This window comes from Streptomyces herbicida (assembly GCF_032656585.1).
GTDB classification, from domain to species: Bacteria; Actinomycetota; Actinomycetes; order Streptomycetales; family Streptomycetaceae; genus Streptomyces; species Streptomyces herbicida.
In genome coordinates, this window is sequence record NZ_JAUYWJ010000026.1 from 117,241 (window position 1) to 137,122 (window position 19,882).

The following is a 19,882-nucleotide window of genomic DNA, read 5'->3' on the forward strand; positions in this document are numbered from 1 at the left end:
TGACATGAGCGGAGAGGATCAGGGAAGAAGCCACTGGTTCGACGACGAGGCCGGACCGGTCGTCCGCCCGTACGCCATGACGCGCGGCCGCACCACCAGTGCGGCCCAGCACCGCCTCGACCTGATCGCGGTGGTCGTCACCGAGCCCCATGCGGACGACCCGGAGGCGGACCGGACACTGTCCCCGGAACAGGTGGACATCGTCGCGCTCTGCCGCAGCGCCCCGCAGTCGGTCGCCGAGCTCTCCGCCGAACTCGATCTGCCCGTCGGAGTGGTGCGGGTCCTCGTTGGAGACCTCGTGCACGGGGAACTCGTCCATGTGACGCGTCCCGTACCGCCGGCCGAGCTGGTGGACGAGAGTATTCTGCGCGACGTGATCAACGGCCTCCGGGCGCTGTAACGGGCGCGGAAGCGGAGTAGTGACGTGACAGGCTGGCAGTTCTGGGTCGATCGAGGCGGCACCTTCACCGATATCGTCGCGCGCCGCCCGGACGGCCGTTTGCTCACCAGGAAACTGCTGTCCGACAACCCGGCCCGGTACGCCGATGCGGCCGTCGCCGGGGTGCGCGCGCTGCTCGACGGCTCCGAGGAGACCGTCGAGTCCGTCCGCATGGGTACGACGGTCGCCACCAACGCCCTGCTGGAGCGCAAGGGCGAGCGTACCCTCCTCGTCATCACCCGCGGCTTCCGCGACGCCCTGCGCATCGCCTACCAGAACCGCCCCCGCATCTTCGCCCGCCGCATCGAACTGCCGGAGCTGCTGTACGAGCGGGTCGTCGAGGTCGACGAGCGGATCGCCGCCGACGGCACCGTGCTGCGCGCACCCGACCTGGACGCTCTCGCCGGGCCGCTGCGGCAGGCGTACGACGACGGAATCCACGCCGTCGCGATCGTCTGTATGCACAGCCATCTGCACCCCGACCACGAACGGGCGATCGGTGAACTCGCCGCCCGCACGGGCTTCCTGCAGATCTCGCTGTCCAGCGAGGTCAGCCCGCTGATGAAACTCGTCCCGCGCGGGGACACCGCCGTCGTCGACGCGTACCTGTCGCCCGGGCTGCGCCGGTACGTCCAGCACGTGGCCGATGAACTCCAGGGCGTGCGGCTGATGTTCATGCAGTCCAACGGCGGGCTCGCGGAAGCCGGACAGTTCCGCGGCAAGGACGCCATCCTGTCCGGGCCGGCCGGTGGCATCGTCGGCATGGCCCGCATGTCGCAGCTCGCCGGATTCGACCGTGTGATCGGCTTCGACATGGGCGGCACCTCCACCGACGTCTCGCACTTCGCGGGAGAGTACGAACGCGTCTTCACCACGCAGATCGCCGGCGTACGGCTGCGCGCCCCCATGCTCGACATCCACACCGTGGCCGCCGGCGGCGGTTCCGTCCTGCACTTCGACGGCTCCCGCTACCGCGTGGGCCCTGACTCGGCGGGCGCGGATCCGGGACCCGCCTGCTACCGCGGCGGCGGCCCGCTTGCCGTAACCGACGCCAACGTCATGCTCGGCCGCATCCAGCCCGCCCACTTTCCCAAGGTGTTCGGCCCCGACGGCGACCAGCCCCTGGACGACGCCCTCGTCCGCGACCGCTTCACCGCCCTCGCGAACGAGATCCGCGAGGGGACCGGGGACGACCGCACCCCGGAGCAGGTTGCCGAGGGCTACCTGCAGATCGCCGTCGCGAACATCGCCAACGCCGTGAAGCGCATCTCCGTCCAGAAGGGCCACGACGTCACCCGCTACGCCCTCACCACCTTCGGTGGGGCGGGCGGTCAGCATGCGTGCATGGTCGCCGACTCCCTCGGCATCCGCACCGTCCTCGTGCCTCCCATGGCCGGTGTCCTCTCCGCGCTCGGCATCGGCCTCGCCGACACCACATCGATGCGCGAGCAGTCCGTCGAGGCCCCCCTGGAGGCGGCCGCCATGACGGGTGTCCGCAAGACGGCCGACGACCTGGAGGCCGCGGCCCGCGCAGAACTTCTCGCCGAGGACGTCCCCGAGGACCGCATCAGGGTCACCCGTCGTGCCCAGCTCCGCTACGACGGCACGGACACCACTCTCACCGTCGAGCTGACCGAACCCGACACCATGAGCCACGCCTTCGAAGAACGTCATCGTGTCACGTACTCCTTCACGCTCGACCGCCCGATCGTCGTCGAAGCCCTCTCCGTGGAAGCCACCGGCATCACCGAACCCCCCGATCTGTCCGCCCTCGCCACCTACGAGGGCCGCGACGCCGCCCCCGAGACCGTCCGGCTCCACACCGGTGGCGCCTGGCGCGACGTCCCCCTCCACCGCCGCGAGGACCTGCCCCCCGGCGAGACCGTCACCGGCCCCGCGATCATCACCGAGGCCAGTGCCACGACCGTCGTCGACGACGGCTGGCGGGCCGCGACGACCGACGACGGGCATCTGGTCATGGAACGCGCGGCGATTACACAGAGTTCCGACCTCGGCACAAAAGCCGACCCTGTTCTCCTCGAGGTCTTCAACAACCTGTTCATGTCCATCGCCGAACAGATGGGCGCCCGGCTGGAGTCCACAGCCCAGTCCGTCAACATCAAGGAACGCCTGGACTTCTCCTGCGCCCTGTTCGACCCGGACGGAAACCTGGTGGCCAACGCGCCGCACATCCCCGTCCACCTGGGCTCGATGGGCACCAGCGTCAAGGAGGTCATCCGGCGCCGCGGCGACTCGATGCGGCCGGGCGACACCTACGCCGTGAACGATCCCTACCACGGCGGCACCCACCTGCCCGACGTCACCGTCATCACGCCGGTGTTCGACACGGAGGGTGACCGGATCCTCTTCTACGTCGCCTCCCGCGGCCACCACGCCGAGATCGGCGGCATCGCCCCCGGATCCATGCCCGCGAACAGCAGCACCATCGAGGAGGAGGGCATCCTCTTCGACAACTGGCTGCTCGCCGAGAACGGCCGCTTCCGCGAGGCCGAGACCCTCCGCCTGCTGACCGAGGCGCCCTACCCCTCCCGCAACCCCAAGACCAACCTCGCCGACCTGCGCGCCCAGATCGCCGCCAACCGCAAGGGCGTCGACGAAGTCGCCCGCATGATCGAGGACTTCGGCCTCGACGTCGTCCAGGCCTATATGCGGCACGTCCAGGACAACGCAGAGGAAGCGGTGCGCCGCGTCATCGACGCCCTGGACGACGGCGAGTACACCTACGAGACCGACTCCGGCGCCGTCATCCGGGTACGCGTGCGCGTGGACCGCGACGATCGCCGCGCCACGATCGACTTCACGGGTACGGCCGCGCAGCTCGGCACCAACTTCAACGCCCCCTTCTCGGTCGTCAACGCGGCGGTCCTGTACGTCTTCCGCACCCTCGTCGCCGACGACATCCCGCTCAACGACGGCTGCCTGCGCCCCCTGGAGATCATCGTGCCGCCCGGCTCGATGCTGGCGCCGGAGCCGCCCGCCGCCGTCGTCGCAGGCAACGTCGAGACCTCGCAGGCCATCACCGGCGCCCTCTACGCGGCGCTCGGCGTCCAGGCCGAGGGGTCCGGGACCATGAACAATGTCACCTTCGGCAACGAACGCCACCAGTACTACGAGACCGTCGCCTCCGGATCCGGCGCGGGAGACGGCTTCGCCGGCGCGAGCGTCGTCCAGACCCATATGACCAACTCGCGGCTGACCGACCCTGAAGTCCTGGAGTGGCGGCTGCCCGTGCGGCTCGACGAGTTCGCGGTGCGGCGGGGGAGCGGCGGCGCCGGACGGTGGCGCGGCGGAGACGGTGCGGTGCGCCGCATCCGGTTCCACGAGCCCATGACCGTCTCCACGCTGTCCCAGCACCGCCGGGTCCCGCCGTACGGCATGGCGGGCGGCGACCCCGGCGGGCTCGGTGCCAACCGGGTGGAGCGGGCCGACGGTACGGTGACCGAACTCGGCGGAAGCGACTCGGCCGACGTCGGCCCGGACGACGTACTCGTCATCGAAACCCCGGGCGGCGGAGGCTACGGCCGGCCGTCACCCGACCCCCATCAAGCAGGAGAAGAGATCGATGATCTTCGGGCGTTCTGAGCGCGGCAAGCCTCCGGTCGAGCCCGTCACGCTCAAGATCCTGGTGGCCGGCGGCTTCGGCGTGGGCAAGACCACCCTCGTCGGCGCGGTCAGCGAGATCAGACCGCTGCGCACCGAGGAACTGCTCACCGAGGCCGGGCGGCCGGTCGACGACACCAGCGGTGTCGAGGGCAAGCACACCACGACCGTGGCCATGGACTTCGGCCGCATCACGCTGCGCGAGGACCTGGTGCTGTACCTCTTCGGCACGCCCGGGCAGGAGCGGTTCTGGTTCATGTGGGACGAGCTGTCCGAGGGCGCGCTGGGTGCCGTCGTACTCGCCGACACCCGGCGCCTGGAGGACTGTTTCGCGGCCGTGGACTACTTCGAGCGGCGCTCCATACCCTTCCTCGTCGGTGTCAACTGCTTCGAGGGAGCCCCCCGCTATCCGGCCGAGGACGTGCGCCAGGCCCTCGACCTCGACGACGACGTGCCCCTGGTGCTGTGCGACGCCCGCGGCCGCGAGTCGGTCAAGGAGGTGCTCGTCGGAGTCGTCCAGCACGCGATGGCGTACGCGGCCGACCGCCGCCAGACGGTCACCATCTGACGCACGGGCACGGCCCGCACCCCCGCCGACCGGGGTACGGGCCGTGGTCCTTTGCGATCCCTACTGGCCGTCGCCGTCCTCCAGCCAGCCGAAACTCTTCTCCACGGCCTTGCGCCAGTTGTGGTACTCGCGGTCGCGCACCGACGCCTCCATGGCGGGCGTCCACTCCACGTCCTTCTGCCAGTGCGACTTCAGTTCGTCGAGGTCGTTCCACACACCGGTCGCGAGGCCGGCCGCGTACGCTGCGCCCAGACAGGTCGTCTCGGAGACCCTGGGCCGGATCACCGGCACGCCGAGCACATCGGCCTGGTGCTGCATGAGCAGGTTGTTCTTCGTCATGCCGCCGTCGACCTTCAGGGTCGTGATGTGCACGCCGGAGTCCTGGAACATGGCGTCCACGACCTCGCGCGTCTGCCAGCTCGTCGCCTCCAGCACCGCGCGCGCGAGATGTGCCTTCGTGACGTACCGGGTCAGGCCGGTGACGACCCCGCGCGCGTCCGAGCGCCAGTAGGGCGCGAACAGGCCGGAGAAGGCGGGCACGATGTAGGCGCCGCCGTTGTCCTCGACGCTCGCCGCCAGCGGCTCGATCTCGTCGGCGGTACGGATGATGCCGAGCTGGTCGCGGAACCACTGGACCAGCGCGCCCGTGATCGCGATGGATCCCTCCAGACAGTAGACCGGTGCCTCACTGCCGATCTTGTAGCCCATCGTCGTCAGCAGACCGCTCTTCGAGGGCACGGGCCGGTTGCCGGTGTTGAGCAGCAGGAAGCTACCGGTGCCGTAGGTGTTCTTGGCCGTCCCGACGTCGTAGCAGGCCTGCCCGAACACGGCCGCCTGCTGGTCGCCGAGAGCCGATGCGACCGGAACGCCGGCGAGTTGGCCGACGGCGGTGCCGTACACCTCCGCCGAGGACCTGATCTCGGGCAGGACGGCCTCGGGCACGTTCATCGCGGTCAGGATGGACGGGTCCCACTGGAGGGTCTCCAGGTTCATCAGCATGGTGCGACCGGCGTTTGTCACGTCGGTGACATGCTGTCCGCCGTCGGTGCCCCCGGTGAGGTTCCAGATCAGCCAGGAGTCGATGGTCCCGAACGCGATCTCGCCGCGCTCGGCGCGATCCCTGAGGCCCGGCACGTTGTCCAGCAGCCAGGCGGCCTTGGGCCCGGAGAAGTAGCTGGCCAGCGGCAGTCCGGTCTGCTCACGGAAGCGGTCCTGGCCGTCCTTGCCGCCGAGTTGGTTGCACAGGGCCGCGGTGCGGGTGTCCTGCCAGACGATGGCGTTGTGTACCGGCTTTCCCGTGGCGCGGTCCCACAGGACCGTCGTCTCGCGCTGATTGGTGATGCCGAGCGCGCTGAGCTGGTCGGCGCGCAGCCCGGCCTTGGCGAGCGCACCGGCCACGACGGCCTGCACCTTGGACCAGATCTCGGTGGCGTCGTGCTCCACCCAGCCCGGCTTGGGGAAGATCTGGCGGTGTTCACGCTGGTCGACGGCGACGATCGCGCCGCCGTGGTCGAAGATGATGCAGCGGCTCGAGGTGGTGCCCTGGTCAATTGCGGCAACGTACTTCTCGACGGTGTCCGTCATGGCTACCTCTTGATCGCTGGGTCAGAAGGCTACGTTGTAGATGAGGCCCGCGAGCGCTCCGCCGATCAGTGGGCCGGCGACCGGGATCCAGGCGTAACCCCAGTCGGACGTCCCCTTGTTGGGGATCGGCAGGAAGGTGTGCACGATGCGCGGGCCGAGGTCGCGCGTCGGGTTGATGGCGTAACCGGTGGGCCCGCCGAGGGAGAGTCCGATGCCGACGACGAGCAGCGAGACGATGAGCACGGTGGTGCCGGACTCGCCGAGCCCCTTGGTCAGCCCGAACGCGAGAATGGGCAGGACCAGCGACATCGTCGCGATGATCTCCGTGATCAGATTGGCGACGGGATTCCGTATCTCCGGGATGGTGGAGAAGATGCCCAGGGTCGGTGTCGGTTCCTCCGGGGATCCCTCCTTGTGGACGTTCGCCTGGAACTGGGCGAGGTAGACCAGGTAGGCCAGCACGGCGCCGAGCATCGCGCCGACGAGCTGACCCAGCAGGTACACCCAGACCTTGTCCCACTTGCCGGTGTCCACGGCGATACCGATGGTGACGGCGGGATTGAGGTGTCCGCCGGAGAGGGGAGCGGCGGTGTAGGCGCCCGCCAGCACACCGAATCCCCAGCCGAACGCGATCACGACCCACCCCGAGGCGCGTGCCTTGGAGTATCTGAGGGTGACGGCGGCACAGACACCGGCACCGAAGAGGATCAGGATGGCGGTACCGATGATCTCGCCGACGAATATGTCTCCGTTGCTCATGGCGGCTCCTAGACGCTGGCCCGGGGGGTCGACCCCGGTGGGTCCGAGCAGGAACGGTTCCCTTGGCGACTTCAGCCGAGAGCGAGGAGGGTCCCGCGCCCCGCCCGGCGTCCGTGACGAGCGTGCCGTCGCAGTCGAATCGCCAGCGGGGGAACGGGCCATGGCTAGGGCGGCCCGCGGCGCAGTGCCTGACAACGCTGAGAATGTACGGCGATGTCGACCGACACCGGGAAGTGTTCACCGGCGTCTTCAGAGCGTCAAGGTCGTGGACGGCAACGATGACAGCTGCTCGCCCGAGCACCGTGAACTCCCGACGGACGCGCAGGGGCAGCCGTCCGGCCCCGTGGCCCCCGGTCGAGGGGAGCACGCCGGGGACCGTTCAGCCGAGGCGCTCTACGGCCGCGTACCCGGCCGGGGCGGGTCTCATCCCCGTGCCCCGCCGTATCTCGTGCCCGGGCAGCCCTGCTCTCCCCAGCACCCAACTGGCCCCGCTCAGCGCCTTGGCGGCCTTCTTCAGCGGTGCCAGACATGCGGCGGCCTGCCGGTGGTCGGCGACGCTGCCCGGCAGGCACACGACGGTGGCGAGAGACAGCGTGATGGCACGGCCGCCCGCCGACCAGGGCGCGTCGAGCACCGCGGAGACCACCGGATCCAGCCCGTCCTCGTCCGCGAGCACCAGGAAGTCGTCCCCGCCGATGTGCCCCACGCGCGTGGTCCCGGACGCCGCATGCTGCAGCGCCCGCCCCACCGACCGGATCAGCTCGTCGCCCGCCGCGAACCCCGCACCGTCGTTGACCTGTTTGAAGTGGTCGATGTCCAGCCAGCTCAGGGCGCAGGTCCGGCCGCCGGCGATCCACCGGTCCACCTCACCGGTGATCGCGTCGGAACCGGGCAGCCGCGTCAGCGGATTGAGCCCGGCCGCCTCCTCGACCCGGCTCTCGGCCAGCGCCCGTACGAGATCCGCGAGCCGTACGACGCCTACGCACCGCCCCTGACGGTCGACGACCGCCACGTCGTCCGAGGTTCGGGCCCGGCCGCCGACCGCCACCACGTCCAGCACCTCCCAGGCGGTGGCGTCCACGCCGACCGTGCGCGGCGCGTCCCCGAGTTTCGCCGCGGGCCGGTCGGCGTACAGGGCATGCCCGTAGCGGCCCGACATCGTCAGCAGGAACCGGGAGCGGTGCACCGACCTGACCGGCGCCCCGGCCCGGTCCACGAGGAGCACCCCGGACACGTCCGGCGAGCCGGTCAGCAGCGCACGCACCTGACCCGCCGACGCGGTGACGGGCAACAGTGCGGCGGGCCGTACGAACTCCCGCACCGACGGTCCCGGCCGCGGAAGGGCCGCGGCACTCGGGAAGCGGGGCGGAACGTATACGTCCGTCGCCGGGATCCGGGCCGGTGGTGCGAACAGCTCGCCCTGCGCCAGCTGCGCGCCGGCCGACAGCGCGGCCCCGCATTGCAATTCGGTCTCCACGCCCTCGACCGCGACCAGGGCGCCGAGCTGCTCGCACAGCGTCCGCATCGCCCGCACGGCGGCCGGCCGCGTCAGCAGGGAGGCATCCAGTTTGACCAGGTCGGGGGCCAGATCGGTGAGCAGCCGCAGGGGTACGTCCCCGTCCCCGATGCCGTCCGCGCTGATCCGGAATCCTTGGCCGCGCAACGTGGCCACCGCCTCCAGCAGCGCCCGTTGCGGCACGTGCGTGTAGGGCGGGACGACGTCGAGCGTCACCTCCCAGGGCATGCGCCCGGCCTCGCGTACGGCGTCGTACAGCCGGGTGAGGCCGCCGAGGTCGGCGAGCGTGGCTGCGAACACGTTGACGTGCAACGGAAGCAGCGTCTCCTTGCGAGCCGCCGCACGGAGGGCCAACACGGCCAGGCCGCCGTCGAGTTCGGGGTCGCGACGGGCCTCGGCCAGGATGTCGCCGGTCTCCGGGCGGGCGAGTATCTCCAGTGCGGCGATCCCGCCGGTCGTCAGATTGACCACCGGCTGGAAGGCGAAGCGGAGAGTATCCGTCCAGGAGTACACGGGAGCATGATTGCGCTGCTGCGGGACGCCCAGGCCCAGTTCATAAGACGTTCACGCAGCATTCCGGGTCGATCACACAGCGTAGGGGCGCCCCTCGCAACCCGCCCGTCACATGGCTCCCGGCATCCCCCGTCAGCGCACCGCGATCACCGAGGAACCGTGCCCGAACAGCCCCTGGTTGGCCGTGATGCCCACGCGTGCTCCGGCCACCTGCCGGTCACCCGCGGCGTCCCTCAACTGCCAGGTCAGCTCGCAGACCTGGGCGAGTGCCTGGGCCGGCACCGCCTCTCCGAAGGAGGCGAGCCCGCCGCTGGCGTTCACGGGTATGCGCCCGCCCAGGGCCGTGGCGCCCTCCCGCAGCAGCTTTGCGGCCTCCCCTTCGGCGCACAGTCCCAGATCCTCGTACCACTGCAGCTCCAGGGCGGTGGACAGGTCGTAGACCTCGGCCAGGGACAGGTCCTCGGGGCCGATGCCCGCCTCCTCGTAGGCGGCCCGCGCGATCGACGCCCGGAACGTCTCCTCGGGCGCCTCCACCGCCACCGCCGAGTCCGTGGCGATGTCCGGCAGGTCCAGCACGGTACTGGGATAGCGCGGCGTGACCGTGGACACCGCCCGGATCCGCACCGGTCGGTCGACGCCGTGCCGACGGGCGAAATCCAGACTGGACAGCACCAGTGCCGCGCCGCCGTCGGAGGTCGCGCAGATGTCGAGCAGCCGCAACGGATCGGCGACCACGGCCGAGGCGGCGACCTCCTCGGCCGTGACCCGCTTGCGGTAGCGCGCATATGGATTCAGCGCACCCAGGGCGGCGTTCTTCACCTTGACCAGGGCGAAGTCCTCCGGGGTGTCGCCGTGCACCGCCATCCGCCGTCGCGCGTACAGCCCGAAGTACGCCGGGTTCGTCGCCCCCAGCAGCCGGAAACGCAGCCAGTCCGGATCGTCGGGCCGGTCGCCGCCGGCAGGCCGGAAGAAGCCCTTGGGTGCCGCGTCCGCCCCGGCCACGAGCACCGTGTCCGCGAGTCCGGAGAGGATCTGCGCCCGGGCCGCGGCGACCGCCTGCGCCCCGGACGCGCAGGCCGCGTACACGCTGGCGACCCGGGCTCCCTGCCAGCCCAGGGCCTTCGCGAACGTCGCGCCCGCCACATAGCCCGGATATCCGCCACGCACGGTGTCCGCGCCGACGATCGAGCCGATGTCCTGCCACCTCAGGCCCGCGTCCGCCAGCGCGGCGCGGGCAGCCGCCGTCCCGTACTCGACGAAGCCGCGACCCCACTTGCCCCAGGGGTGCATGCCCGCACCGAGCACCGCCACGTCAGCCGTCATGCCGTCACCCCCGTCGGCCGCCACTGCCAGGTCGTCCAGGTCGTCTCCGCGTCCTCGTACAGCACTCCCGGGACGACCTCCACCTCCATGCCCACCGTCAGATCGGCGACGGTGACGCCCGGAACCGCCTGCCCGAGCACCACGATCCGCTCGGACTCCAGCTCCACCGCGATCAACGTGTACGGCTCCCACGGAAGTTCCGGATCGCTCACATAGGGTGATGGAGGCCGGTACCGGCTGTCCGAGTACGACCAGATCCGTCCCCGTCGTGACAGGGGAACCTCCTCCAGGTCGCCCCCGAAGCACCCCGGATTGCGGCAGTGGGTGTCCTCGCGCGGGAAGAAGACGGAGGCACAGGCCGAACACCGTGTGCCGAGGAGCCGGAATGCGTCCCCTTCGCCGGTGAACCAGCCGGAGACCGCGGGCGTGCGTGTGCGCGTCATAGCCCCTCCAGAACGCCGAATCTGACGGAACGTCAGAAGTGTGCCACGGGCAACCGTGAATCGGCAGGCCGCGAGAGCGAACCGGATGCCGCCTTCCGGCGTCGTGGTATCGGGAGGGGCGGGCGGGGCCGACGGGGGTGGTTCCGGCCGCCCCTTCTGTTCCCTTCGTTTCAGCACCGGCTGGCGGGCGGAAGACGTCGTTCCTGCGATCGGATACAGTCCGCGCGTGTCCGAAAATCAGCACCCAACTGCCAACTCCGCTCAAGGCTCGCACTGTTCGAGCTGCGGAGCGGCCTACGGAGACGGAGTCTCCGGCTGGCCCCGCACCTGTCCTGCCTGCAGGACGATCACCTATCGCAACCCCCTGCCGGTCGCGATCGCACTCCAGCCCGTGTACGACACGAAGGGCACCGCCCTGGTCGTCATCACCCGGAACATCGCCCCCGCGCGCGGGGGTACCGCACTGCCCGGTGGCTACATCGACGACCGCGAGGACTGGCGACAGGCAGTCGTCCGCGAACTCAAGGAGGAGACAGGCATCGACGCGGTGAGCCGCGACGTGCGGCTCGTCGACGCGATGAGCTCACCCGACGGGCACCTGCTGCTCTTCGGGCTCCTTCCGGAACGCCCTGCCGAGGGACTCCCGGCCTCCCATGCGACCGACGAGACCGAGGGCTGGCATCTGCTGCGCAGGCCGGAGGAACTCGCCTTCCCGTTGCACACGCTGGCCGCGCGGGCATGGTTCGAGGGCCGGTACTGACCCGCGCTCACCCCAGGCCCCGTATGCGCACCGAGTAGGGCGGCTCGCTCACGCCGTCCTCGCCCTCCCGCGTGACCATCACCCGCCGGCCCTCCCAGCGGGCGACGTAGCGCTCGATCTCAGGCTCGTCCCACCCGTCGCCCGCGCCCGGCACGACCAGGCCGCCGCCGGTCCGCCCACGTGGGGGCGCCCACACCTCCAGTTCCAGCGAGCCGTCGTCGCCCCGCACCGGCAGCACGGCCCCCGCGCGCGCGAGCACCGGAATCCGCGACAAGGGAGCGTCGACCAGGACCTGCCCCGGGCCTTCGTAGACCCGCCCCGTCGCCGTGTCGTACCAACGCCCCCGCGGCAGCTGCACCGCACGCCGGTCCGCGCCCGGATCGAGCACCGGCGCCACCAGGAGGCAGTCGCCCAGCAGGAACGCGTCCTCGCAGTCGCGCAACGCCCGGTCCTCCGGCGCCCCCCACCACAGCGGCCGCACATAGGGCGCGCCGGTACGGCGGGCCAGATGCGCCACTGTCATGAAGTACGGCAGCAGACGCCGGCGTTCGACGAGCACCACGCGCGCGTGCTCCAGCACGTCGGCGCCGAACTCCCACGGCTCCCTGCGCCCCGCCCGCAGACTCGCGTGCGTCCGGAACAGCGGCAGATACGCGCCGAGCTGGAACCACCGCAGAAAAAGCTCAGGCGACGGGCTCCCGTCGAACCCGCCCACGTCCGGTCCCGAGTACGGCACACCGCACAGCCCGAGCCCCATGACGAGCGACAGGGACGCGCGCAGCCCCGGCCATCCGGTGGCCACGTCCCCGGACCACGTGCCCCCGTACCGCTGCATTCCGGCCCAGCCGGAGCGCGAGAACAGGAACGGCCGCTGCTGGGGGGCCAGTTCACGCAGCCCCTCGTAGCCGGCCCTGGCCATGCACAGGGCATAGACGTTGTGCGCCTCCCTGTGGTCGCCTCCACGACCCTCCAGAGAGTGCCGCGCCGAGCGCGGCAGCGTCGACTCGCCGAAGGCCGTGAAGGACGTGGGCTCGTTCATGTCGTGCCAGAACCCCGCGAAACCCTGAGTGAGACGCTCCTCGTAGAGCCCGCCCCACCACTTCCGCACGCGTGCGTGCGTGAAGTCCGGGTAGACCGACTCGCCGGGCCACACCACGCCCCGCACCGTCCGCCCCGAGGCGTCCCGCACGAAGGCGTCCACGGCCTTCCCACCGTCGTACACGGCGTTGCCCGGCGCGGCCTTCACCGCGGGATCGACGATCGACACCAGTCTGACACCGTCCCGCCGCAGCTCCTCCGCGAGCCCCGGCAGCTTGGGGAAGTGCTCGTGGTCGACGGTGAACACCTGGTGCGCGTCGTAGTGGTCGATGTCCAGATGAACGGCGTCCAGCGGCAGACCGCGCTCCCGGTAGCCCGCGACGATCCGCCGTACCTCGTCCTCGCTGCCGAATCCCCAGCGCGCGTGATGGTGACCGAGCGCCCACTCCGGCGGCACGGCGGGTGCCCCCGTCAGGGAGGCCCAGGCGTGCAGCACACGCGCCGGCGTACCCACGATCACCCAGCAACGCAGCGGACCGCCCTCCATCCGGAGCTCGCACCGCCCGGCCCGGTCATGGCCGGAGCCGGCACCCTCCTCACCCTCCCGCAGCGTCACCGTCCCGTCCCACGAGGAGTCGTGGAACACCAGGTGCGTGGCCGCGTCGGCCACCACCAACTGCACCGGCATCGTGATGTACAGCGGATCGTCACCGGGACCGAAGGCACGCCCGGGATCGGTGTTCCACAACCGATACGTCCCGTCGCGCAACCGGAGCCCCGACGCGCGGCCACCCAGCCCGAAGACGCGCGCGTCGGCGGCCACCTCCGAGCGCTGCATCCAGCGCGCCGTGCCACCGCCGACCGGCTCCCACCACCGCGGGGGCAGATCCCGCCGCAACGTCACGCCGCCGGGCGTGCACACCTCCACCGCGCCGTGCCGCGAGACCACGACGGTCGCCCGCTCCGCCACGACGCGCCAGCCGCCGTCCTTGTCCGGCTCCAGCACCGCCCGCGGATCCGGCTCCGGACTGTGTCCCGCGAGCGCGTACGACGGCTCGGGGCCCGCCCCGTCCCAGGCCCAGAAGACGGCCCCGTTCACGGCGACCACGATCCGCAGCTCGGACCGGCTGAAGCGGATGACACCGCCTCCCGGCCCGGGCTCCGCGCTCCGCACCGGGCCGGGCACACGCGCGCGCTCGACGCCGCGTGGCGGCAGCCCCGCGGCGTCGGTACGCCTCCTGCGCCACGCGGCCCGTACGATACGCAAACCCTGAGCCGCCCCCGTCGAACCGACCACCATCACCGAACGCACCAGGTCACGACCGTCCATGCTGTTCACCCTGCCACTGACCGCCCCACGCGCGCGTGTCGTTCAACTGCCGTTCACCCGTGCTAGGACCACATCTTCACGACACGGACTATGTGGGGCGCACCCTGGTGTAGAAGTCGATCACATGGCATCGTCCCTGTCAGCCGCGTCACGCGCACAACCCAGCCCGTGCGCGACCGACGCCCACAACGCGCACAGTCCGGGAGCCGCCCCATGTCGACCGCGAACCCCCTGCCGCTCTGGCAACCAGATCCGGAGCAAATCGCCCAGGCACGCATCACCAGGTTCCAGGCCTGGGCGGCCGAGCACCACGGCGCCCCCGCCGAAGGCGGCTACGCGGCTCTTCACCGCTGGTCCGTCGATCAGCTGGACACGTTCTGGAAAGCCCTCACGCAGTGGTTCGACGTACGGTTCTCGACGCCCTACGCGCGCGTGCTGGGAGAGCGCTCCATGCCCGGCGCGCAATGGTTCCCCGGGGCAACCCTGAACTACGCCGAGCACGCCCTGCGCGCCGCCGAGACCCGCGGGGACGAACCCGCGCTCCTGTACGTCGACGAGACCCACGAGCCGAGCCCGGTGACCTGGTCCGAACTGCGCCGCCAGGTGGCCTCCCTGGCCGCCGAACTGCGCGCCCTCGGCGTACGCCCCGGGGACCGGGTCAGCGGCTACCTCCCGAACGTCCCCCAGGCCGTCGTCGCCCTCCTTGCCACGGCGGCCGTGGGCGGCGTGTGGACCTCCTGCGCGCCCGACTTCGGCGCTCGCAGCGTCCTCGACCGCTTCCAGCAGGTCGAACCCGTCGTCCTGTTCACCGTCGACGGCTACCGCTACGGCGGCAAGGAGCACGACCGCCGCGAGATCGTCGCCGAACTGCGCCGCGAACTGCCCACCCTGCGCGCCGTCGTCCACATCCCCCTCCTCGGCAGCACCGCACCCGACGGCGCCCTGGAGTGGTCGGCCCTGACGTCCGCCGACACGGAGCCCGTCTTCGAACAGGTCCCGTTCGACCACCCCCTGTGGGTGCTCTACTCCTCCGGCACGACCGGCCTGCCCAAGGCCATCGTCCAGTCCCAGGGCGGAATCCTCGTCGAGCACCTCAAACAACTCGGCCTGCACTGCGACCTGGGCCCCGAGGACCGTTTCTTCTGGTACACCTCGACCGGCTGGATGATGTGGAACTTCCTCGTCTCCGGCCTGCTCACGGGCACGACGATCGTGCTGTACGACGGCAGCCCCGGCTACCCGGACACCGCCGCCCAGTGGCGGATCGCCGAACGTACGGGAGCCACCCTGTACGGCACCTCGGCCGCGTACGTCATGGCCTGCCGCAAGGCGGGCGTCCACCCGTCCCGCGACTTCGACCTGTCCAAGGTGCAGTGCGTCGCCACGACCGGCTCGCCCCTCCCGCCCGACGGGTTCCGCTGGCTGCACGACGAGGTCCGCGACGACCTGTGGATCGCCTCCGTGAGCGGCGGCACGGACGTGTGCTCCTGCTTCGCGGGAGCAGTACCCACGCTCCCGGTGTACACCGGCGAACTCCAGGCGCCCAGCCTGGCCACCGACCTGCAGTCCTGGGACCCGAGCGGCAGACCCCTCGTCGACGAGGTGGGCGAGCTGGTGGTCACCAACCCCATGCCCTCCATGCCGATCCGGTTCTGGAACGACCCGGACGGCAGTCGCTACCACGAGAGCTACTTCGACACCTACCCCGGCGTCTGGCGCCACGGCGACTGGATCACCGTCACCTCACGCGGCTCCGTCGTCATCCACGGCCGCTCCGACTCCACACTCAACCGCCAAGGCGTGCGTATGGGGTCGGCCGATATCTACGAGGTCGTCGAACGGCTCCCCGAGATCAAGGAATCCCTGGTCATCGGCATCGAACAGCCCGACGGCGGCTACTGGATGCCGCTCTTCGTGCACCTCGTCCCGGGAGCCGTCCTCGACGAGGCACTCCTGAACCGCATCAAGCAGGCCATCCGCGAACAGCTCTCGCCGCGCCATGTCCCCGACGAGATCATCGAGGCGCCCGGCGTGCCGCACACCCTCACCGGAAAGCGCATCGAGGTCCCGGTCAAGCGCCTTCTCCAGGGCACACCGCTGGAGAAGGCGGTCAACCCCGGCTCCATCGACAACCTGGACCTGCTGAACTTCTACGAGGACCTGGCCCGCAAGCGCGCCTGACCTCCCCGGACGATCCGGTCGACCTCCCTGGGCGGCCTCGGACTCACCGAGCAGGGTGGCGAAGTCCGGGGCCCGCCCGCGCCGGCAGCGACCTGCCTCATTCAGCACCGTCTGGTCCGCGACCACCTCGAGCGCCCCCGTTGTCAGTGCCGCCGATTACTGTGAGTGAGCATTGATCGTCTGCGCACAGGGGGAAACAATGGCGCACACCGACCACCAGACCATGCGACGCGTTCTGCGCCGCGAGATCGCGGGCACCATCGGCCTGCTGACCGACGAGCACGACTTCCGCGCCATGCGGCGCTACCGCAGCTTCACCTTCGACGACCACATCACCTATCTCCAGCAGATGGAGGCCCTCCTAAGGATCCGCGCCGCACAGGGCAGCCACACCACACTGGCCCTGTTCGACCCCGAGGAGTACGCCGACTTCTGCGCGGAGACCGGCCTCGACCCCGACGCCCCGACGAGCCGCGCTCGCTTCACGGCGGAACTGGCCGCCACGGGCGCCACCGTCCCCTACGAGGGCCAAGCCCTCGACGAACTCGTGCCCGCCCTCGTCGACGAGGCCGTCCGACAGGCCACCTGGGAATACGCGAGCACCTTGCTGGCCCGCCTCGGCCCCTGCCCCAGCTGCGGCGAGGACATCGGCCGAGCCGCCTTCACCCACGCCGCCGAACTCCTCGCCCGCATCATCGAAACGGCCTCACCCGGCAACCGGCACCTCGTCTGCAGCGTCTCCGGCCCACCGGAAACCCTCGTCTCCGTCCTCCACGCCGACCAGGACACCGACGGCGACACACACCTGGACGAGGCGGAGGCCCTCGAATTCACCACCGTCCTCGCCCTGGGCATCGCCACCCACAGCCCCGGCGGACTCGTCATGCGCACCAGCGCCCCGGGGACCGCCGACCGGATCTACGGCTGGCGCCTGCGAGGAGACGGCCTCGAACCCCTCACCGCGGGCGAGGTCTTCGACGCCTACTGCACCGACATCGAATCCGGCGACCTCATCTCCCCCGAATCCGGTGTCGACTACTGCGCGCCGCCCGATCTCGGAGAGGGGGACACGACGCCCGGACACCGCCACTGAACACATCAGGGGCGCCCCACCCGCAGGCGGAGCGCCCCTGAACAAAGTCACCTTCGGTGACCGGTGTTGCCTACTCGCCGGACAGCACCGCCTGGGCCGCGCTGCGAGCCTCCTCGGCGCTGTCCGCCGCCCGCGCGGCCGCAGCGGCGCGCTCGCACTGGGCCAGCGTGTACTTGGCCAGCGTCGCCCGGACATAAGGAATGGACGCCGCACCCATGGAGAGGGAGGTGACACCCAGACCCGTCAGCACACAGGCCAGCAGCGGGTCGGACGCGGCCTCGCCGCACACACCACAGCTCTTGCCCTCGGCCTTCGCGGACTCCGCGGACAGCGCGACCAGGTCGAGCAGCGCGGGCTGCCACGGGTCCTGCAGCCGCGACACCGCACCCACCTGCCGGTCGGCGGCGAACGTGTACTGCGCGAGGTCATTGGTTCCCAGCGACAGGAACTCGACCTCCTGCAGGATCGAGCGCGCCCGCAGAGCGGCCGAGGGGATCTCCACCATCGCGCCGAACTTCGCCCGCAGCCCCGCCTCGCGGCACGCATCGGCGAACGCCCTCGCGTCGGCCCGGTCGGCCACCATCGGGGCCATCACCTCGAGATAGACCGGCAGCCCCTCCGCGGCCTTCGCCAGCGCGGTCAGCTGGGTACGCAGGATCTCGGGGTGATCGAGGAGCGTCCGCAGACCACGCACGCCCAGCGCCGGGTTCGGCTCGTCCGCCGGAGTCAGGAAGTCCAGCGGCTTGTCCGCACCCGCGTCCAGCACACGCACGACGACACGGCCCTCCGGGAACGCTTCGAGGACCTTCCGGTAGGCGTCGACCTGCTTCTGCTCCGACGGCGCGTTCTTGCTGTCGTCGAGAAAGAGGAACTCGGTGCGGAAAAGACCGACACCCTCGGCACCCGCCTCCAGGGCGGCCGGCACATCGGCCGGACCACCGACGTTGACCAGCAGTGGCACCTTGTGTCCGTCGGCGGTGGCGCCCGGCCCGGTCGATGCCGCCAGCGCGGCCTTGCGCTCCGCAGCCGTGGCCTCGAGCTGCGTCTTCTTCTCCTCGCTCGGATTCACGAAGATGTCCCCGGTGCTGCCGTCGACGGCGATCACCGTGCCCTCGGCGAGCTCACCGGCACCCGGCAGCGCCACCACGGCCGGAACGCCGAGCGCCCGCGCCAGGATCGCGCTGTGGCTGGTCGGCCCGCCCTCCTCGGTGACGAAACCGAGCACCAGGGTCGGGTCCAGCAGGGCCGTGTCGGCAGGCGCGAGGTCACGGGCCACGAGCACATAGGGCTCGTCGCTGTCCGGGACACCCGGCATGGGAACCCCCAGCAGCCGGGCGACAATACGATTGCGCACGTCGTCGAGATCGGCCACGCGACCGGCGAGGTACTCACCGGCCGCCGCCAGCAGCTCCCGATACGCGGCGAACGCGTCGTACACGGCACGCTCGGCCGTGCTGCCGACGGCGATTCGCCGATCCACGTCCGCGATCAGCTCGGGGTCCTGGGCCATCATGGCCTGCGCCTCGAGCACCGCCTGGGCTTCGCCGCCCGCCAGATTGCCGCGCGCAATCAAGTCGGCCGCCACAGCTTCCACGGCCTGGCGGGCACGCCCCTGTTCGCGCTCCGCGTCTTCCGCCGGTATCTGCTTGGCAGGCGGCTCGAGCACCGCCGTTCCCATGTGCCGAACCTCGCCGATCGCCACACCGTGGCTCACGCCGACGCCTCGCAGCGTTGTCTCCATCTCACCCGTCTCCGATAGTGCGGCGGGTCCCGCCGCCGCGGTGGTTGTCCTACTGGCCGTCATACGACGGCACTGACGTCACTTCCAGTCGAAGAGACTGTCGCCGGCCTTCACATCGCCGTCGTCACGGAGTTCGGAGAGGGACTCGGCGGTGGCTTCCAGCGCCACGATCGGGCAGATCGGGGACTTCCCTGCGGCCTCGACGGCGGCGGGGTCCCAGCGCACGACGGCCTGACCACGCGTCACGGTGTCGCCCTTGCTGACCAGCAGTTCGAAGCCCTCGCCGTTGAGCTGCACGGTGTCGATACCAAGGTGGGTGAGCACGCCGTGGCCCTGCGCGTCGACGACGACGAAGGCGTGCGGATGCAGGGAGATGATGACTCCGTCCATCGGCGCCACCGCCTCGGAAGGCTCACGCACGGGGTCGATCGCCGTGCCCGGGCCGACCATGGCCCCGGAGAAGACCGGATCCGGCACGGAAGCCAGTCCGATGGCGCGTCCTGCAAGAGGGGACGTCACGGTGGTCATGGCAAGCCTCCCAGGGTGGAGCTGCATATATACCGTCGCCGGTGAGCCCGGACGGGGCGCTGAGCAGCAGCGTATGACAGATGAACTACGGGTTCCGCATGAAAGCTACCAGCTAGTGGTCTAGACCACCAGTCCAATCGATTTGCACCCGCTTCGGGGCCCCGTGTACAGTCGTACCCCTGCTTGAGACCGAGTGACGCCACCGAGTGTCCTTGCTCAGCAGCACCCAACTTGTCAGATCCTAATCTCGGGGTCTCCTTCTGCATGTCTGCGGAATGGTGGTCAGAGAGACGGAAAAACACTGATAGAGTTCGGAACACCGAAGGGAAGCGCCCGGAGGAAAGCCCGAGAGGGTGAGTACAAAGGAAGCGTCCGTTCCTTGAGAACTCAACAGCGTGCCAAAAGTCAACGCCAGATATGTTGATACCCCGTCCGTCGGACATTC

The 19,882-nt window shown here is 70.5% G+C and carries 14 protein-coding genes; 6 read left to right on the forward strand and 8 right to left on the reverse strand.

The window, feature by feature from the left end; translation table 11 throughout:
• Positions 1-4 precede the first annotated feature (4 nt).
• The 3 genes from Q8A52_RS39990 to Q8A52_RS40000 are packed head-to-tail and all read left to right on the forward strand — an operon-like array spanning position 5 to position 4,628.
• On the forward strand, positions 5-400 hold the full coding sequence (locus Q8A52_RS39990; protein WP_316761213.1) for a DUF742 domain-containing protein: 396 nt from the start codon (positions 5-7) through the stop codon (positions 398-400).
• Positions 401-424: 24 nt separating this feature from the next.
• Positions 425-4,042 carry a hydantoinase B/oxoprolinase family protein gene (locus Q8A52_RS39995; RefSeq protein ID WP_316761216.1) on the forward strand — a complete coding sequence of 1,206 codons (3,618 nt, stop codon included), beginning with the start codon at positions 425-427 and terminating at the stop codon, positions 4,040-4,042.
• Positions 4,023-4,628, forward strand: coding sequence for a GTP-binding protein (locus tag Q8A52_RS40000; protein ID WP_316761219.1), 606 nt, complete (start codon positions 4,023-4,025; stop codon positions 4,626-4,628). The genes Q8A52_RS39995 and Q8A52_RS40000 overlap by 20 nt, the downstream gene beginning before the upstream one ends.
• A 60-nt stretch (positions 4,629-4,688) precedes the next feature.
• Here Q8A52_RS40000 and glpK read toward each other — a convergent pair whose 3' ends face one another.
• The 5 genes from glpK to Q8A52_RS40025 form a co-directional block, all read right to left on the reverse strand.
• On the reverse strand, positions 4,689-6,212 hold the full coding sequence (glpK, locus tag Q8A52_RS40005) for a glycerol kinase GlpK (protein WP_316761222.1): 1,524 nt from the start codon (positions 6,210-6,212) through the stop codon (positions 4,689-4,691).
• A 21-nt stretch (positions 6,213-6,233) separates the two neighbouring features.
• A complete protein-coding gene (locus Q8A52_RS40010) occupies positions 6,234-6,971 on the reverse strand; it encodes an MIP/aquaporin family protein (protein ID WP_316761223.1) in 738 nt (245 codons plus the stop codon).
• A gap of 379 nt (positions 6,972-7,350) precedes the next feature.
• Positions 7,351-9,000, reverse strand: a complete 1,650-nt coding sequence (locus Q8A52_RS40015) for a GGDEF domain-containing protein (RefSeq protein ID WP_316761225.1) — start codon at positions 8,998-9,000, stop codon at positions 7,351-7,353.
• 132 nt (positions 9,001-9,132) lie between these two features.
• Complete coding sequence (locus Q8A52_RS40020) at positions 9,133-10,323, reverse strand: lipid-transfer protein (RefSeq protein WP_316761226.1); 1,191 nt, start codon at positions 10,321-10,323, stop codon at positions 9,133-9,135.
• A complete protein-coding gene (locus Q8A52_RS40025) occupies positions 10,320-10,766 on the reverse strand; it encodes a Zn-ribbon domain-containing OB-fold protein (RefSeq protein ID WP_316761228.1) in 447 nt (148 codons plus the stop codon). Before Q8A52_RS40025 ends, Q8A52_RS40020 begins: the two co-directional genes overlap by 4 nt.
• 226 nt (positions 10,767-10,992) lie before the next feature.
• On the opposite strand from Q8A52_RS40025, the gene Q8A52_RS40030 reads away from it, so the two are divergent.
• A complete protein-coding gene (locus tag Q8A52_RS40030) occupies positions 10,993-11,526 on the forward strand; it encodes an NUDIX domain-containing protein (protein WP_316761231.1) in 534 nt (177 codons plus the stop codon).
• Positions 11,527-11,533: 7 nt separating this feature from the next.
• Here the strand turns inward: Q8A52_RS40030 and Q8A52_RS40035 are convergent, their stop codons facing one another.
• Positions 11,534-13,894 (reverse strand): glycoside hydrolase family 31 protein, encoded by a 2,361-nt coding sequence (locus tag Q8A52_RS40035; protein WP_316761234.1) that lies wholly within the window; start codon positions 13,892-13,894, stop codon positions 11,534-11,536.
• A gap of 213 nt (positions 13,895-14,107) precedes the next feature.
• Here Q8A52_RS40035 and Q8A52_RS40040 point away from each other — a divergent pair, with 213 nt between their 5' ends.
• Positions 14,108-16,075: an acetoacetate--CoA ligase gene (locus tag Q8A52_RS40040; RefSeq protein WP_316761237.1), complete on the forward strand. Its 1,968-nt coding sequence runs from the start codon at positions 14,108-14,110 to the stop codon at positions 16,073-16,075.
• A 199-nt stretch (positions 16,076-16,274) separates the two neighbouring features.
• Positions 16,275-17,168: a hypothetical protein gene (locus Q8A52_RS40045; protein ID WP_316761240.1), complete on the forward strand. Its 894-nt coding sequence runs from the start codon at positions 16,275-16,277 to the stop codon at positions 17,166-17,168.
• Between the two features lie 70 nt (positions 17,169-17,238).
• Here Q8A52_RS40045 and ptsP read toward each other — a convergent pair whose 3' ends face one another.
• Together ptsP and Q8A52_RS40055 are read right to left on the reverse strand one after the other, a co-directional pair.
• The gene (ptsP, locus tag Q8A52_RS40050; RefSeq protein WP_316761259.1) at positions 17,239-18,909 is read right to left on the reverse strand and encodes a phosphoenolpyruvate--protein phosphotransferase; all 1,671 of its coding nucleotides are present in this window, start codon (positions 18,907-18,909) and stop codon (positions 17,239-17,241) included.
• Positions 18,910-18,987: 78 nt separating this feature from the next.
• Positions 18,988-19,437 carry a PTS sugar transporter subunit IIA gene (locus Q8A52_RS40055; protein ID WP_316761243.1) on the reverse strand — a complete coding sequence of 150 codons (450 nt, stop codon included), beginning with the start codon at positions 19,435-19,437 and terminating at the stop codon, positions 18,988-18,990.
• Positions 19,438-19,882 lie beyond the last annotated feature (445 nt).

Bases quoted from the DNA above. Each gene is read 5' to 3' on its own strand.
- Q8A52_RS39990 (WP_316761213.1), top strand. From the start codon at position 5: ATGAGCGGAGAGGATCAGGGAAGAAGCCACTGGTTCGACGACGAGGCC.
- Q8A52_RS40000 (WP_316761219.1), top strand. From the start codon at position 4,023: ATGATCTTCGGGCGTTCTGAGCGCGGCAAGCCTCCGGTCGAGCCCGTC.
- glpK (WP_316761222.1), bottom strand. From the start codon at position 6,212: ATGACGGACACCGTCGAGAAGTACGTTGCCGCAATTGACCAGGGCACC.
- Q8A52_RS40010 (WP_316761223.1), bottom strand. From the start codon at position 6,971: ATGAGCAACGGAGACATATTCGTCGGCGAGATCATCGGTACCGCCATC.
- Q8A52_RS40020 (WP_316761226.1), bottom strand. From the start codon at position 10,323: ATGACGGCTGACGTGGCGGTGCTCGGTGCGGGCATGCACCCCTGGGGC.
- Q8A52_RS40025 (WP_316761228.1), bottom strand. From the start codon at position 10,766: ATGACGCGCACACGCACGCCCGCGGTCTCCGGCTGGTTCACCGGCGAA.
- Q8A52_RS40035 (WP_316761234.1), bottom strand. From the start codon at position 13,894: ATGGACGGTCGTGACCTGGTGCGTTCGGTGATGGTGGTCGGTTCGACG.
- Q8A52_RS40040 (WP_316761237.1), top strand. From the start codon at position 14,108: ATGTCGACCGCGAACCCCCTGCCGCTCTGGCAACCAGATCCGGAGCAA.
- Q8A52_RS40045 (WP_316761240.1), top strand. From the start codon at position 16,275: ATGGCGCACACCGACCACCAGACCATGCGACGCGTTCTGCGCCGCGAG.
- ptsP (WP_316761259.1), bottom strand. From the start codon at position 18,909: ATGGAGACAACGCTGCGAGGCGTCGGCGTGAGCCACGGTGTGGCGATC.
- Q8A52_RS40055 (WP_316761243.1), bottom strand. From the start codon at position 19,437: ATGACCACCGTGACGTCCCCTCTTGCAGGACGCGCCATCGGACTGGCT.